This window comes from Pseudoalteromonas sp. SCSIO 43210 (assembly GCF_054133285.1).
The window spans coordinates 3,952,293-3,968,202 of sequence record NZ_CP087225.1; the positions used below are offsets into that span (position 1 = coordinate 3,952,293).

Sequence of the window (15,910 nt, forward strand, 5' to 3'; positions counted from 1 at the left end):
CTATGTAAATAGCGTAAAGTTTGTTACTTTATAGTTAATCAAACTATATAAGTTAATAAATTGAAAACCATTCTTATTTCACAATTACTTCCAGGTATGTTTGTACAACATGTTACTAAGCAAACAGGTCGCATTAAAGTTAAAAGCCAAGGCTGGGTTAAAACTCAAGCGGATATTGATAAGCTAAAAAAAGCAGGGATCTTAGAAGTAGAAATAGATCCTGATAAAACCCTTGTCAATACAGTTCCTGAAAAAGAGCTAGAAAGCACTTCTGCAGTAAAAATCAAACGAGACCCTTGGCAAAAAGCACACAGTGCAGAACAAGAAATGGGCAAAGCTAAAAAGCTTTATGACGAAGCTAAAACACTTCAACTCAAAGCATTTAAAGAAATAAAAGCTGGCCGAAAAATAGATATAGCCCCTTTTAGAGAGCTTGCAAGTGGCTTTATGGATTCAGTGTTTAGAAATCAAGATGCGTTAGCGTGCCTTACACAAATGCGTCAAAAAGATGCTTATTTACTTGAGCACTCTATTAATGTTTCTATTTTAATGAGTATTTTTGCTAAGCACTTAGAAATAGATAAAGAGATTATCGAACAATTAACAACAGGTGCTTTGTTACATGATATTGGTAAAATAAAAATACCTGACGAAATTCTCAATAAACCGGGTCGTTTTAGCGACGCTGAATTCGAAATAATGAAAAAACATTCCCTTTTTAGTAAAGAAATTTTAGAAGGGTCTGGCTTAAAAGGAATCGCTGTTGATATTGCTGGTATGCATCATGAGCGTTTGGATGGCAAAGGTTATCCGTTTGGTAAAAAAGGCAATGAAATAAGCCAATATGTGCGCATGGCCTCAATTGTTGATGTTTATGATGCATTAACCGCTGAACGCGTTTATAAAGCTGGCATGGAACCTATTAAAGCATTTAAAATATTAAAAGAAGGCTGCCCCGATAGTTTTGACCCTGTGCTGCTTACTAAATTCATTCAATGCATTGGTATTCACCCGGTTGGGACTTTAGTAAGGTTATCAAGCCAAAAAGTCGGACTAGTGACTGAAAGCAACCCTGCATCGCCACTAAAACCGATAGTAAAAACATTTTACAGCGCTAAACACAGCCGTTATACGGAAGTACAAGATATCGATTTAGCTAATAAAAAGACTTTAGATACCCTTGAATCAACTGTTAAACCAAAAGAATATAATATTGATTTAGAACGTTTTTATAAAAATTCAATACTGCCATAGAGTGGTCGCTTATTGCGGCCAATCTTGCAATGCTTTTAAACTAAACTCGTAACCATCAAAATCAAGGACGCTCTGCTCTGGTGTTATTTCTCTAACCGTTAGCGCACCAATACTCTCTCCTTCATGTAGCTCTCGTCCATTTAACTTTATCCAACGTTTATCAGCACTGGATGAATAAATATGCGCTTGGTATTTAATACTAGGCAACATTGATTGCAAACCATCAGGCAGTAGCTCCACAGGCTCAACACGTGATGACGTTTTTGATGCTTGAGTAACTTCATAATCTTGATTTTTTTCGACATCTTGTATCGCTTGCGCAAATGCATTTTTAAGTGTTGTAGGCACGTCATCAAGTTCAGGATAGCTCACTTGTTGAGATTGATTGCTACCATTAATTGGCTTACCCAGTACTTTATATTTACTCATATCTAGTTGAGCCGAAGCGGTATTTTGATTTTGCCCGAATACCGAAGTGTTTTGTGCATTATTTGGATTGTAATTATTTTGTGGGTTAAACGCTGGCTGATTATAATTTTGAACCGGCATTACTTGTTGCATATTTTGCTGATTATAACCTGCTGCGCTCGTGATCTGGCTCGACGGCATAGGAATATACTGGCCATTTGGGGTTAATAACATTTGCTGTACACCATTGGGGGTTTGCACATGCACAAGTTGACCTTCAATTGTTGCAGTATTTGTTGGAGCTACTTTTGCAGGCTCTAACTTAGCTACTTGCTGTTTTTCAGCTTCAGCATCTTCCTCTTTAACGTCTTTGTTAGGCGATGATTTTTTGCTTTCCACCACCTTAATTACAGCGGGTCCCGCTGCGTTTAATAAGGTAGAACTTTGAAACCACTTTCCGGCGGTAAAGCCACCAGCGACAGCAATAAAAGCACCTAAGCTTGTACCAAAAACTAATGCTAATCGTCTATAACGCTTGAGTGCTTGTTGTTGTTTTAACTGCTCTGATTGCAAGTCGTACTGCTCAGCACTCATATCTGATTGCTGCGACTGCTTTAGCGCATCTAATAAATAAGACATAACTTACCTAACTATAAAATAAATGAAAGCCCAATACCTACGGCAAATAAAGTAGCGAAAGCAAAGCTGTATGATACAAATGATGTTCCCTTGTTCGCTTCATTAACTGGCGCTACAAAATCCATTGGTAATGATTCATGTGCTGATTTTTTTATTATATCGCCATCAACTATCAACTGCTGCTTTGCAAATGTGCCCACTAAAGCACGTTCACACACCAAGTTCATTAGGCGCGGCACACCACCCGTTAATTGATGAACTGCTTGCATAGCATCCATCGAAAAAATCCCTTTATCGCACCCTGCAACGTGCAAACGATGCTTTATATAAGCCACGGTTTGGCCTTGCGTAAGCGGCAATAAATGGTAACGAGCTGTTATTCGCTGAGCAAGTTGTCTTAATTCATTGCGCTTTAAAAGCTCTTGGAGTTCAGGTTGGCCCACAAGCACTATTTGTAATAGCTTTTTATGATCGGTTTCTATATTTGTCAGCAAGCGCAATTGCTCAAGCACATTAGGAGCAAGTAACTGTGCCTCATCAATGATAAGTATGGTGTGACCACCCGATTTATTATTAGTCTCTAAATGCTTTTTTATAATATCGGTAAGGCTTTTAAGCGTCGAATTATTAGTATCGTAACTAATATTAAGCTCATCACAAATACTGGCTAATAACTCTAGCTCCGAAAGTGCTGGATTATGGATCATTGCGACTTGGGTATTTTCAGGCAATTGCTCAAGCATACTGCGAGTGATCGTGGTTTTTCCGGTGCCCACTTCGCCCGTTAATAATACAAAGCCACCATCTTCACCCAATCCATAGGTAAGGTGCGCTAAGGCTTCTTTGTGCCGTTCACTTAAAAACAAGTAATGGGGGTTAGGCGAGATAGAAAAAGGTTTTTCATTCAGGCCAAAATAGCTTAAATACACCGTGATGTTCCTTCATAATTAAATCACGGCCTATAATGGCAAAAAAAGCCCCTAAGTGACAACACTGTGAGTGCTTTATTATTGAAATAACGTAAATTTATGAAAAACAAAAAAGCGCAGCTGTTTTAAAGTTGCGCTTTATATCTTTAAATTTACACTTTTTTATTTTTCATAGCGCACTAATCGTAAATACACATTACTTGTTTTAGCATGCAAACTATTTAGGCCACTATCAAACTGATAGACCCATGCAGAGCTCATTGTGCTCACACCCGATGTATTTGACCAATAATTTTGAAGCTTAGTGCCAAAAAATACAGTTTCATTAATACTCGGCTCTGTGCAACTGTGCTCTAAAATACTCGCCAATTCTTTAATGTTAGGCATTTGCCAATCATCGTAATCTGCGGTTGTATCATTTTTAGCACCACGTAGTGCCTCTTGCCAAGTGAGAGAAGGTGTTGAGCCTTCACAAAGTTGTGTCTCTGTATTGTAAGTCTGCCCATAACTACAGCGTTGCCACATAAGGCCAGTTTCGCTATCAGACACTGTGCCATCTGCATTTATAGTAAATCTATCTGTCGGTGTTGTGGTATCTGCACCGTCGTAGCACGTTTGCGCCGCTGCAATATTAAAGCTCAAACTTATAGTTGCTATTGCATAGAGTAATTTTAATTTCATTATTTTCTCCTAACGACTTCTAACTAAACGTACATAAGCAGTATTTTCTTTTGGATAAGCAAGATCGTTACCATCACTCATATCAATAATATACGCTTGCGATAAACTTGTACCATCAGCTGCTGTTTGTGAGGTCCAGTAACGTAAATGGCTTAATGCACTTTCACTTGGCATATTAGGGAAAAATGCCTCGTCAATTAATACACTTTGACCTTGTTTTCCGTAATCAATTAAACCTAAAAGCTCTGTATAACTAGGTAATCGCCAGTTCGTACCGCCACAAAAATCTAAGTCATTTACTTCGTTTATATAGCTTTGTACACCACAACTTGTATTATCAGGGCACGTACTATTAGCTGAACTTGTATCTGTAAAGGTCGTGTTGCCTACATCCCAAAAATAATGATTTTGACCATCACGTAACGAAGTATTTGGTACCGTGCCAGATGCCACACTTTTCACCTCCCAAACCAAACCTGTTACGTTATCGCGAATACAACTAAAACTATTGCTGGTGTCAGACACTTCATCGGCAAATTCATTTAACTTCGTATAATCAAACGCTAAATTACCTTTACCTACTTTATCCAAACGGTTTGCAAAGCTGTCGCGGCCAAGTTCTGCATCTTGCGCGGGAAAGTCATCGCTTTCACAATTAATACGCTGGGTATTGTTATAACACTCACCCACACCACTATCATTTATAAGCCCGAGAGCTTTTGGCGATACATCTACAAATAAAGAATCTGTGTCTGTACGTCCTTTTGAGTCAGTTACCGTTACTTCAAAGCTCAATGTGGTCTCGGTGTCTACATCTGAGGCAAAAAATGTCGTTGTGCATTGATTACTATTACTTAATGTTTCGGTATTACCGGTAAGTTGTTGCCATTTACATTGGTATGTATCTGTTACGGTTTCACTGCTAGTTGCATCAAGTGTTACCTGCTCAAACTCTTCAATATTTTGATCAGCACCCGCATTTGCATCCACTAATTCATTTGTTTTGTTGAGGGTCATTGAATATTGAGTGCTTGCCTCACCGCCTTCATCATCTATAACAGTTAACTGCCAAGATAAATTTACGTTACTTTCAAGCAATGGATGAGAAAAGCTGAGTGTTGACTCATTAAAGCTCGCAATATTTAACTCAGGCCCCGATAGCAATTGCCAAAAATAGCTATCAATTTGGCCATTTTCATCCGGATCGCTTGACTCAAGACCGCTTAAAGTGACCGTGTCTTTGTATACAGAAGGAAGTGTTTCAGGCGATGTTTGTGTAACAGTAACAAGGGGAAGCTGGTTATTAGAACTAACTGAGATGGAAATGTCGTCACTAACGGCGCTAGTGCCGGAGCTTTGATAGCTCACTCTTAAAACTATTTCACTGTCAGTTTTTACATCTGGTGCGGTGAGCGTTTGTTCTGCTCCCTCTAACGGAAAGCCATCTAAGCTTGGACCGCTTACTTGTTGCCAAGTAAAAGTTCCATCAGCAGGAGAACCCTGTGCTGTAATGGAAAAATCGGTTTTTTCAATAATTTGTAAGTCGTTTCCAGCATTAACAGATGATTCTACATCGGCATCATCGCTGCCACCACCGCCCCCACATGCGCAAAGCAAAGCAATAAGAGGAATTAAAGCAAACGCTTTCATACAAAGCACCTTTTATGTCAAATAATTACTATAGTGTAATCATAAGCAATAAAGATGCCATTAAAGTGCTACATATAAGTATCTTGATGAATACGTACAAACAACTTAGTACCGATTTTACTGTAATCTACTTTGTATTCACGCCCATCTAAGGCTTGAATGAACAATAGCTGTTTTTCTTCACCAAACACGTCTGGGCTTCCAACATACACTATTTCTAAATAACGATCTTTTGCATCACGTCGATTTTTTGGCAACTCTTCTTTAAAAGGCTCTAGACCATTTTGTGTTACTTTAATTCGCGGATGAATTTCAGAGTTAACAATCACTAAATCGTGTTTTTTATCTTTATGTATTATGGTATTTCGCCCACTTTTTAAAAAGGATCTGTCTTGACTCATTACTATTCCTACTACCGCACTAGAGTATTTACGTTATTTACTCTGCGTCGCTATAAACTGACTGGGGTTTTGCTTCCACTTATTTAAGTTAGCACTAAACGCCCAAATATCTCTATCTAATACACTGGCAGGTAACAATAAATCATAACCTGTTAACAGCTGAAGGTGCTTTGTTCTATTTGCAAACATAGCTATAAGCCCATTATAGCTTATTCCCCTTTGAGAGATATACTGTGTATCTTCTATTAACCATTCTGATGGGCAATGACCATTTTTGCAATGTTTTTGAACAGCTTGCATAAATAAATGTCGTTGTTCTATTAGCAGTTTCCCTGCAATTCTAGGTGATAAACTTGCTAAAAACTCATCAATATCATTTACTTTGATACCCACAGTATTTAACTCAATGTATTCAACCCCGTCCTCAACCTTAGGTATACCACTATACCTAAAATTACTTTGAAAAAGGTGCCATGCTCCATACTTATGCTGATATATAAGTTTAGATTCACTTAATACTAAACTATAGAAGGGTTCTTGGGTTTTTAAAAACCCAATAAAAATAGCACCGATACAAGCACTCACTAAAAAAACTTCAACAATACTTATTTTATCTGGACGTAATAAATTAAAACCCATAATAAGCACCAACCCAATGGCACCCACTATTAATATTTCGATGCCATTACGTGCGCCTTGTGCCCTGTATTTCACATGGTTTCTATCGTTTTTATCCATGCTGATAGAACACCATATAAAATATCAACATAATAATAGCCCATAAAATAACTTTGCGGGCAGTTATACAAGCCTTACAGGATGTTTTAAAATTCATATATTTACCACTTTATATGTAACAAAAGAGGGACACTGCATCAGGATCATTAACTTTTACGCTTAACGCACAAATTTATGAGACACATAACCGCCTTTCTCCGGTCTTATTTCGTACAATACTTACAATTAATTTTCAGGTATGAAAACGATGTACTCAAGACAATCAGGCAAAGCTCTTTTTCCATTTATTATTACGCTACTTTTGATATTTAGCGTTTACTTATATTTACCGTCAAGCCATGGTGAACAAGCCGACTTATCTAAAATGTCTACTCAGGTATCTGCGCATACGGTGACATCACAAGAAAACGCGGTAATGATAGAAGCCATTGGTAGTGCACGTGCTAACCAAGCTGTTTATATTAAAAGTGCCCAAAACGATTATGTCACAGATATTTACTTTAAAGACGGTGACTTAGTTAGTAAAGGCCAAAAATTAGTGCAACTACAAAGTAAGCAAGAACAACTTGCAGTTAAAGAGCTTGGCATTAATTTACAAGAAGAGAAACGTCAACTCAACCGCTTAACCGAACTCTCACGCTCTCAATCAACTGCAAAGTCATTGTTAGAAGAGCAGCTATCTCGCGTTGATGCAACAGAGGCGCAACTAGAAAGCGCTAAAACTAAGTTAAATGAAATGACTATTACAGCCCCTTTTTCTGGCCTGCTAGGTAAACGTGAAATATCAGTCGGTGCATACGTAAACAACGCTACAATAATCACCACACTTGATGATATTAGTATTATTAAAGTTGATTTTAAAGTGCCTGAAAAATATTTAGCACAATTAAACATGGGCATGAAAGTACTTACCCAAAACGATGCCTACCCAGGGCAGACATTTAACGGCAAGGTAACGCATATTAGCTCACGTATTGATTCGGTAACACGCAGTGTTGAAGTAACAGCAAGTTTTGCGAATAAATCAGGGTTACTTCGCCCTGGCATGTTATTAAATACAGCACTTGAGCTAAGCAGCAACCAAGCTTTAATGGTGCCAGAAAAAGCGGTTATCCCTTTACAAGACAAACACTTTGTTTTTCAAATTCAAGACGGAGTAGCCAATAAAGTTGAAGTACATGTTGCAAGCAGAAATAATGGCTGGGTTGCTATCGACGAAGGTTTAACTGATGGCGAGCAAATTGTTACTGAAGGGCTAATAAAAATTCGCTCTGGAAGTAAAGTAAGCGTAAAGGGGTAATACGTGAAAATTACTGATACTAGCGTTAAACGCCCCGTTTTTGCCATTGTAATTAATTTACTACTTCTCACTTTTGGGATAGTTGCGTTTACGATGTTACCGCTTCGTGAATACCCTGATATTGAAACACCGATTGTAAATATCAGCACTGAATACACTGGTGCTTCTGCCGAAATTATAGAAACCAAAATAACGCAAATAATAGAAAACCGTATTTCGGGTATTGAAGGTATTAAAAGTATTAACTCATCAAGTCGTAATGGGCGTTCAAACATTACCATTGAGTTTGATATTAACCGCGACATAGATGCTGCATCTAACGATGTACGTGAACGTGTAGCACGTGCACTTGATAGCTTGCCTGATCAGGTACGCCCACCAGAAGTGTCTAAATCAAATAGTGATGAAAGCCCAATCGCCTGGTTTGTATTAAACAGCGAAACAATGGACTCGTTACAGCTCTCTGATTACGCACAGCGATTTATTGTTGATCGCTTAGCCGTTGTAGACGGTGTATCTAATGTACGTATTGGTGGTGAGCGCCAATACGCCATGAAAATTTGGTTAAACCGCCAAGCAATGGCTGCACGCGGTATTACCTCAAGCGATATTGAAAATACACTGCGTACAGAAAACGTTGAATTACCCGCCGGCGAAATAGAATCAATAGATCGCGACTTTACCGTGCGCACCGCACGTAATTATAAAGATCAGCGCGATTTTAAAAACCTTGTTATTAAACGAGGTGAAGAAGGTTATTTAGTGCGTTTAGGTGAAGTTGCCGATGTAAAATTAGAAGCTGCCGATGACGAAAGCTTATTTCGTGGTAACGGGCGCAACATGATTGGCCTAGGCATTGTAAAACAAGCTAAAGCAAATACACTTACCGTAGTAGATAACGCACGCAGTGAGCTTGAAAAAATCAAACGAAACTTGCCTGAAGGCACTACAATTCAAGACAGCTACGATTCATCAGTATTTATTAAAGAATCAATTAGTGAAGTTTACAGCACACTTGCCATCTCTATGGGTTTAGTCGTACTCGTTATATTTTTGTTTTTAGGCAATATACGAGCAACGCTTATTCCAGCTATTACCGTACCGGTCGCACTTGTTGGTAGCTTTATATTTTTATTAGCAATGGGATACTCAATCAACTTACTCACTTTACTTGCCTTAGTACTGGCTATTGGTTTAGTAGTAGATGATGCCATTGTAATGCTTGAAAACATTCACCGTCGTATTGAACTGGGTGAGCCGCCGTTGCTAGCTGCATTTAGAGGCGCGCGTGAAGTTGGTTTTGCCATAGTAGCAACCACGCTTGTACTAATATCTGTTTTTGTGCCATTGGTGTTTATGGATGGCCGTATAGGAGCGTTATTTACTGAGTTTGCTATGGCGGTAAGTGCTGCCGTATTTTTCTCAAGTGTTACAGCGCTTACACTTGCACCAGCCCTATGTTCTAAAGTACTTAAAGTATCAGACAAACCAAATAAATTTAGCCAATGGATGGACCGCCAGTTTACTAAAATTGAAGTAAGTTACCGTAATTCACTCTCCACTAACATAACCCGTAAATGGGGCTTAATGGTGAGCTTATTATTAGCTGGCTTTGTTAGTTACTCGTTGTTTTTACAAGTTCCTTCTGAACTAACGCCAAAAGAAGACCGTGGCACGTTCTTTATTATGATGAGCGGCCCTGAGGGCGCAAGTTACGAAAATAATGCTGCTAATATGGCTAAAATTGAAGAACGCTTAATGCCTTACTCGCAAGCGGGTGAGCTAAGTCGTGTACTTGTTCGAGTGCCTGGCTGGGGTGGCAGCGGCGGTGTTGCGATTGTTGGTATGGCCGATTGGGATAAACGCAAACGCTCAACATGGGAAGTAATGGACGAAATAAGCGTTAAAATGCAAGAAGTTACCGATGTGCGTGCATTTGCCATTATGCGCCGTGGTATCGGCGGTGGTGGCTCATCTCGCCCAATTGAGTTTGTATTGCAAGGTAATGATTATGCGCAACTAGCCGATTGGCGTGACCGTATAATTAAGCGTGCCGAGCAAAACCCAGGTTTAGTAAGAATCGATCATGATTATAAAGAAACCTTTCCGCAATTTTTAGTCAGCATAGATAAAAACAAGGCCGCTGATTTAGGCGTTTCTGTATCTGATGTAGGCCGTACACTTGAAACAATGCTTGGCCAGCGCCGTGTTACAACCTTTATTGACCGTGGTGAAGAATACGATGTAATTTTAAAAGGGACTAAAGAAGACTTTACTAACCCTACTGACATTTCAAATATATACCTTAAATCACGAAGCGGTGAACTAGTCCCACTTGATAGCCTTATCAGCTTAAAAGAAGAAGCAACCGCATCGCGCTTAAACCGATATAACCGTATGCGCGCAATTACATTAAGCGCCAACTTAGCCGACGGTTATACGCTTGAGCAAGCGCTTAACTTTTTAAACGAAGTAGCCGCGCAAGAAAACGATATAGATGGCGCCGTAGATTACAAAGGCGAGTCGCAGCTTTATTACGAAGGCGCATCAGCGATGACCTACGTATTTATACTTGCACTCACCGTTACCTTTTTAGTACTGGCAGCGCAGTTTGAAAGCTTTATGCATCCGTTCGTCATTATGCTTACCGTACCACTTGGTTTAATGGGCGCTATGTTCGGACTTTGGGCTACAGGACTTACTTTAAATATTTACAGCCAAATAGGTATTGTCATGCTCATAGGGCTAAGTGCTAAAAACGGTATTTTGATTGTAGAATTTACTAACCAACTGCGCGATAAAGGCGTTGAATTTAGTGAAGCTATTTTGCAAGCAGCAACTCAGCGTTTGCGCCCTATTATTATGACCTCGCTGACTACGGTTATGAGTTCGGTACCTTTAGTACTTGCTTCAGGTCCGGGCGCTGAAAGCCGTATGGTGATAGGTGTAGTCGTGTTTACTGGGGTTATTGTATCGACCCTACTAACGCTTTTTGTTGTACCTGCTGCATATTATGCACTTGCACGTAACACTCAATCACCTGAGTTTTTACAGCAAAAATTAGACAAACAAGCTGCTGAAAAACCTTTCGAAGAGATCTAGCCTCTTAATTGCGCCGTAACCTTGTTGTTGCGGCGCATACAATTTATGCTCGCCCTTAAACCCCATATACATTTTAGGAATACTTATGAGCTCAACAACGCAAGTAGCAACATTTGGTGGCGGCTGTTTTTGGTGTATAGATGCTGCATTTAGACGTGTAAATGGCGTACTAACCGTAAGCTCTGGCTACACCGACGGTGAAACAAATAACCCAACATATGATTCTGTATGCTCAGGCACAACCGGTCACGCTGAGGTTGTTAAAATTGAATTTGACGCGACTGTAGTTAGCTTTGAAACACTCTTAGCAATGTTTTTCACACTGCATGATGCAACACAATTGAATCGCCAAGGTAACGATATAGGCACACAATATAGAAGTGTGGTTTACTATCGCGATGAAGCTCAACTTAAGCAAACCAACGAAATGATAGCTCAACTGCAAAGCCATGTTGCTGAGCCAATCGTGACAGAAGTCAGCCCTGCCACTACGTATTACCCAGCAGAGCATTATCACCAAGATTACTATAACGAAAACCCACAGCAGGGTTACTGTAGTATTTTAATAGCACCTAAGTTACACAAGTTTGAAACCGTATTTAAAGAGTTCTTAGCTGACTAGCTAATTTGAGTAGTTAAACTTAGCCACACATTAAAAAGCCCGACATATGTCGGGCTTTTTAATATTAATAAATACCGTTAAAACTGGTAGCTTGCGCCTGCAAAAAAGCGACGCTCTGGCGTGTTGTAGTAATACACTTCACCCGTTGTAAAATCAGCGTTTGAATCAACAGCGTTATACTCTTTATCAAATAAGTTTTCTACACGAAGCGAAACTTCAATATGTTCATTTACTTGATAATTACCCGCTAAGTTCCAAAGTGTATAAGAGCCTAAGCGAGTCACAGCACCTTGTCGGTCGCTACGGTATTGCATGTCTAAGCTTGCATCAAAAGCACCAAACTGTTTTGCAAGTTCCCAGTTAAAAGTACGTTTAGCAACATTACGTAACTCTGCGCCCGTTTCTTCGTCTTCAGCGCTTAAGTAAGCAAAGTTAAGGTTGCTATCAAAACCAAAAAACTGCTGAGATAAGCTAAATTCAACCCCTTCGTAGCGTGCTTCATTTAAGTTGATAGGAAAAAAGTTAGAATCTAAAGATATCTTATCTTCAATATCATTTCTAAAAATAGCAACGTCAATACTTGCTATATCAAAATCTACATTTAACCCAATCTCTTGATTTAATGATTTCTCAGGCTCTAAATCAGGATTAGATGAAGGTGGAAAACCAGGAAAAGCCGGAAAGTATAAATCGTTAAATGTAGGTGCTTTAAAACCAGTGCTTTGGCTTATGCGGAACGTGGCGTCTTCAGATAAATGATAACCCGCAGCAGCTGTATATGTTGTTTCGTCGCCAAATTGTTCATCATCGTCTTGGCGAATTGTTAAATTAGCTAACACTTTTTCAGCATTGTAATAAGCCCCAACAAATACTGCTAATACATCACGCTCTTGCACATCATACTGCGTTGAACTGTGCGATACATCATCGTTGTACCAGTTAACACCACCGCTAATATTAAGCTCTTCAGATAATATATATTGACCGTTATAATCAAATTGCACACGTTTCGTTATAAAATCATTTACACCAAATGCTGAGGTATCGTGAGAATCATCTGTTGAAAGCGCTAAATCAATACTATGCGTTTGGTTAGTGTAGTTTTTACTCCAACCTGCAGAAAGCTGATAGTTTTTAAAATCACCTGTTTCTATAGTACTTGTGGCTGGACTAAAGCGACTGTCGTAATCTGCATAGCCTTCACTGTATTGGCCTAATAACTTAAAGTCGCCGTAATGTGCATCGGTGTAATTTACTTTAAAACCAAGGTTTTTATTTTCATAGCCATCTTCATCTGGTGCTACGCCTTGCAGTGCATCAAAGTTATCTGTTTTTTCAAAGCCTGCGTTAAATGCTGTTGTTATATCATCTGATTTTACAGAGCCTGCCACTTGATAATTTTGATAAGAGTCAGAACCAAATGTAGCGCTTAGGGATAAGTTATCTGACTCACGCGTAATAATATTAATAACACCAGCGAGTGCATCAGAGCCATAAACAGCCGCGCGAGAGCCTTTAATAATTTCTATGCGTTCAATACTATTTAGAGGAACATTATTTAGTGCTTTTTGACCAAGTGTTGCTGAGCCTGTACGTACACCGTCAATTAAAATCAACGTATCGCCAGAGCCCGTACCACGAAGTGACACACCTGTATTTTGACCAAAACCACCGTTTGGATTAACCTGAAAACCCACTCGCGTGCTTAAAAGTGTAGGTAAATCGCGTACGTTACTTGCTTCTATTTCAGCACGTTCAATAACATTTACACTCGCTAAAACGTCGTTAATTGATTGCTCAAACTTATTAGCTGTAACGGTTATTTTTTCAATTGATTGCTCTGCACCAGACACAGAAAATGAAAGCGCAGCAGAAATTGCAACGCCTAGAGTTGTTTTGTTTAACATGATGTCCCCTACCTTTGCCCACCGCAAAGATTTAAGTAAGTAAGATTGCATCAAGGCCGGTCTCCGGACTCAGCAAGCATATAAAACATGCAATACTTTACCGTTGCGGGGGCAGTGTTGGGCTTGTAGTCATCATGAAAACTCACCAACTTCCCGATTATCCTGCTAAAAAAATCATTACATGAAGTGGCTAGCAAGCACCTTGAAAATATGCCGCTATTGTGGGTATTTTGTTTATAAATGTCAATGGACGTCTATACAGCTAAAGATAGATTCATCTATGATAAATACGAAAAATAACCTCACAAAAAAGCCAAACATTGCTGCTTAGCTTTTATTAATACATTTTATACACTCGTTAGCTAGGTTCTAGCTGGTGTACTTTAGTCGCGAAAGTTTTTAAACTGAAAAGGCTGACCTAGCTCAGCGCTACGCACTACTTGCATAGCCTCTTGAAGATCGTCACGCTTTTTACCAGTAACGCGTACTTCTTCGCCTTGAATAGCGGCTTGAACTTTAACTTTAGAGTCTTTAATGGCCTTAACTACTTTTTTAGCCATGTCTTTTTCGATACCTTGCTTTAAGCCAACGTTACGAAATACATTTTTACCTGCACGAGTAATATCTTGAAGCTCTAAGCTTGATACATCCATACCACGCTTAGAGATTTTGTTTGCCAAAATATCAAACAATTGCATAACTTGAGAATCAGCTTCAGCTTTTAATTTAATTGTTTTGTCATTTAATTCAATAGATGCATCAACACCTCTAAAATCAAAACGGGTCTCTAGCTCACGGTTGGCGTTGTCAACCGCATTTTTAGCTTCGTTCATTTCTACTTCAGATACAATATCAAATGAAGGCATTGGTTTCTCCTAACTATTTAATCTTAATTTTATGTGGCAATTATAACGCTAAAATTATAATTCTTTACATTTTTCTGCATCTTGTTCAGGTGCGATACTAAATTAGTTTGATATACTGCGGTCTCTTTTTTAAGCGATTTTAGGATTTGTCGTGACAAGGCGTGTTTACCAAGCAATTTTTTTAATTAGCATTGTGGCTTTTACCCTTTTATTTGCTAAAGAAATAAAAGGTGGCGTTGTAAATTTATTCCCTCATGTTGATAAAGTCGCTCATTTTGGGATTTTTTTTATACTAGCCATAATAATGGATAAAGCGTTTAAACTTCCTTTATATGCGCAAATACTTTTATTGGCAGGCTATGGCGCATCTATAGAAATAATGCAAGACGCACTCCCGTATAGGCAGGCATCACTCGGTGATTTTTTTGCTGATTTTGCAGGTGCTGCAAGCTACTTTTTACTTAGAGTAATTTTTACATCTCGAAAAAAGAACCCATATGGCTAATATTTTAATCGTTGGCGATGGTGCTATTGGCTTATTACTTAGCCACTTTTTAAGCGCATCGCATAATGTCAGTGTTTTAACTCGTAAAAGCCCAAAAAATACCCGCTTTTATAGTCGAGGTAAAGGGACCTCTAAAAAAATTGACGCTCAATTTATTTCATTAAATCAGCTAAATAAAGCTGCTGAATTTGATGTTGTTTTATTTACTGTTAAAGCTTTTCAAGTACTTGATGCGTTTTCACAAATAAAGCCATTTTTACCAATTCATTGCTCTATTGTACTTTCGCATAACGGAATGGGTAATGTTGATGAGGTAAATAGCCAACTAAACACCCATCAAGCACTCTACTTTTTAACGACAAGCATAGCGGGCTTTAAATCAAACCAATATATTGTGCAACACACTGGTGAAGGACAAAGCGTTATTGGTGGCTGTAATGAGCTAGCACTTCAAAATAGTGCGCCAATAGCTGATATTTTTAAAGTAATACCCAACCTAACATTTACTAATAACATTCAGCAGCTTCGTTTTGAAAAACTACTCGTAAATATTGCCATTAACCCATTAAGCGCTTTAAGTAATGTAAGAAATGGCGAATTACGTGCACCTAAGTACAACACAATAATTTTTAATGCACTCACTGAAGCATGTAATATTGCAAAGGCTCAAGGGCTTAATATTCCATTAATTAAAGCACTCAATACCGCTTATAAAATAATGGAGTTAACCGCAAATAATTACTCATCAATGCAGCAAGATCTAACGTATAAAAGAGAAACTGAAATCTCAGCTATATGCGGCTATATTAGCCAGCAAGGTAAACTTCACGGTATTCCAACGCCTTACAACGATGAGTTACTTGTCAAAATTAAGGCAAAAAAAAGCGTGGTATAAACCACGCTTACAT

The 15,910-nt window shown here is 38.7% G+C and carries 14 protein-coding genes and 1 riboswitch; of the genes, 6 read left to right on the forward strand and 8 right to left on the reverse strand.

Features of this window, described 5'->3' with window-relative positions; genetic code table 11:
* The first annotated feature begins 60 nt into the window (after positions 1-60).
* Positions 61-1,254, forward strand: coding sequence for an HD-GYP domain-containing protein (locus LOS73_RS17285; RefSeq protein WP_337119955.1), 1,194 nt, complete (start codon positions 61-63; stop codon positions 1,252-1,254).
* Between the two features lie 9 nt (positions 1,255-1,263).
* Here LOS73_RS17285 and LOS73_RS17290 read toward each other — a convergent pair whose 3' ends face one another.
* The 6 genes from LOS73_RS17290 to LOS73_RS17315 all read right to left on the reverse strand — a co-directional run bounded on the left by LOS73_RS17290 (position 1,264) and on the right by LOS73_RS17315 (position 6,700).
* The gene (locus LOS73_RS17290) at positions 1,264-2,301 is read right to left on the reverse strand and encodes a general secretion pathway protein GspB (protein WP_342865952.1); all 1,038 of its coding nucleotides are present in this window, start codon (positions 2,299-2,301) and stop codon (positions 1,264-1,266) included.
* A gap of 11 nt (positions 2,302-2,312) precedes the next feature.
* Positions 2,313-3,230: an ExeA family protein gene (locus LOS73_RS17295; protein WP_007377550.1), complete on the reverse strand. Its 918-nt coding sequence runs from the start codon at positions 3,228-3,230 to the stop codon at positions 2,313-2,315.
* Positions 3,231-3,392: 162 nt separating this feature from the next.
* Positions 3,393-3,911 carry an Lcl C-terminal domain-containing protein gene (locus tag LOS73_RS17300; protein WP_007377551.1) on the reverse strand — a complete coding sequence of 173 codons (519 nt, stop codon included), beginning with the start codon at positions 3,909-3,911 and terminating at the stop codon, positions 3,393-3,395.
* Positions 3,912-3,920: 9 nt separating this feature from the next.
* The gene (locus tag LOS73_RS17305) at positions 3,921-5,561 is read right to left on the reverse strand and encodes an Lcl C-terminal domain-containing protein (RefSeq protein ID WP_007377552.1); all 1,641 of its coding nucleotides are present in this window, start codon (positions 5,559-5,561) and stop codon (positions 3,921-3,923) included.
* A gap of 68 nt (positions 5,562-5,629) precedes the next feature.
* Entirely contained in the window at positions 5,630-5,962 is a 333-nt protein-coding gene (locus LOS73_RS17310) for a hypothetical protein (protein WP_007377553.1), read from the reverse strand.
* A gap of 33 nt (positions 5,963-5,995) precedes the next feature.
* On the reverse strand, positions 5,996-6,700 hold the full coding sequence (locus LOS73_RS17315; RefSeq protein ID WP_033028982.1) for a DUF2982 domain-containing protein: 705 nt from the start codon (positions 6,698-6,700) through the stop codon (positions 5,996-5,998).
* A 247-nt stretch (positions 6,701-6,947) separates the two neighbouring features.
* Between LOS73_RS17315 and LOS73_RS17320 the strand changes: the two genes are divergently transcribed.
* The 3 genes from LOS73_RS17320 to msrA all read left to right on the forward strand — a co-directional run bounded on the left by LOS73_RS17320 (position 6,948) and on the right by msrA (position 11,724).
* Positions 6,948-8,000 carry an efflux RND transporter periplasmic adaptor subunit gene (locus LOS73_RS17320; protein ID WP_033028981.1) on the forward strand — a complete coding sequence of 351 codons (1,053 nt, stop codon included), beginning with the start codon at positions 6,948-6,950 and terminating at the stop codon, positions 7,998-8,000.
* Positions 8,001-8,003: 3 nt separating this feature from the next.
* The gene (locus LOS73_RS17325) at positions 8,004-11,102 is read left to right on the forward strand and encodes an efflux RND transporter permease subunit (protein WP_457934033.1); all 3,099 of its coding nucleotides are present in this window, start codon (positions 8,004-8,006) and stop codon (positions 11,100-11,102) included.
* Between the two features lie 85 nt (positions 11,103-11,187).
* Complete coding sequence (msrA, locus tag LOS73_RS17330) at positions 11,188-11,724, forward strand: peptide-methionine (S)-S-oxide reductase MsrA (RefSeq protein ID WP_457934034.1); 537 nt, start codon at positions 11,188-11,190, stop codon at positions 11,722-11,724.
* 77 nt (positions 11,725-11,801) lie between these two features.
* Here msrA and LOS73_RS17335 read toward each other — a convergent pair whose 3' ends face one another.
* Positions 11,802-13,631: a TonB-dependent receptor domain-containing protein gene (locus tag LOS73_RS17335; RefSeq protein WP_457934035.1), complete on the reverse strand. Its 1,830-nt coding sequence runs from the start codon at positions 13,629-13,631 to the stop codon at positions 11,802-11,804.
* Between the two features lie 37 nt (positions 13,632-13,668).
* Positions 13,669-13,851, reverse strand: a riboswitch (cobalamin riboswitch).
* Positions 13,852-14,014: 163 nt separating this feature from the next.
* Positions 14,015-14,497, reverse strand: coding sequence for a YajQ family cyclic di-GMP-binding protein (locus tag LOS73_RS17340; RefSeq protein ID WP_007377833.1), 483 nt, complete (start codon positions 14,495-14,497; stop codon positions 14,015-14,017).
* A 151-nt stretch (positions 14,498-14,648) separates the two neighbouring features.
* On the opposite strand from LOS73_RS17340, the gene LOS73_RS17345 reads away from it, so the two are divergent.
* Positions 14,649-15,002 carry a VanZ family protein gene (locus LOS73_RS17345; RefSeq protein WP_007377834.1) on the forward strand — a complete coding sequence of 118 codons (354 nt, stop codon included), beginning with the start codon at positions 14,649-14,651 and terminating at the stop codon, positions 15,000-15,002.
* A complete protein-coding gene (locus tag LOS73_RS17350) occupies positions 14,995-15,897 on the forward strand; it encodes a ketopantoate reductase family protein (protein WP_457934036.1) in 903 nt (300 codons plus the stop codon). The genes LOS73_RS17345 and LOS73_RS17350 overlap by 8 nt, the downstream gene beginning before the upstream one ends.
* Positions 15,898-15,910 lie beyond the last annotated feature (13 nt).

Coding starts and splice junctions, on each gene's coding strand:
- LOS73_RS17290 (WP_342865952.1), bottom strand. CDS start 2,301: ATGTCTTATTTATTAGATGCGCTAAAGCAGTCGCAGCAATCAGATATG.
- LOS73_RS17335 (WP_457934035.1), bottom strand. CDS start 13,631: ATGTTAAACAAAACAACTCTAGGCGTTGCAATTTCTGCTGCGCTTTCA.
- LOS73_RS17300 (WP_007377551.1), bottom strand. CDS start 3,911: ATGAAATTAAAATTACTCTATGCAATAGCAACTATAAGTTTGAGCTTT.
- LOS73_RS17340 (WP_007377833.1), bottom strand. CDS start 14,497: ATGCCTTCATTTGATATTGTATCTGAAGTAGAAATGAACGAAGCTAAA.
- msrA (WP_457934034.1), top strand. CDS start 11,188: ATGAGCTCAACAACGCAAGTAGCAACATTTGGTGGCGGCTGTTTTTGG.
- LOS73_RS17310 (WP_007377553.1), bottom strand. CDS start 5,962: ATGAGTCAAGACAGATCCTTTTTAAAAAGTGGGCGAAATACCATAATA.
- LOS73_RS17320 (WP_033028981.1), top strand. CDS start 6,948: ATGTACTCAAGACAATCAGGCAAAGCTCTTTTTCCATTTATTATTACG.
- LOS73_RS17305 (WP_007377552.1), bottom strand. CDS start 5,561: ATGAAAGCGTTTGCTTTAATTCCTCTTATTGCTTTGCTTTGCGCATGT.
- LOS73_RS17350 (WP_457934036.1), top strand. CDS start 14,995: ATGGCTAATATTTTAATCGTTGGCGATGGTGCTATTGGCTTATTACTT.
- LOS73_RS17315 (WP_033028982.1), bottom strand. CDS start 6,700: ATGGATAAAAACGATAGAAACCATGTGAAATACAGGGCACAAGGCGCA.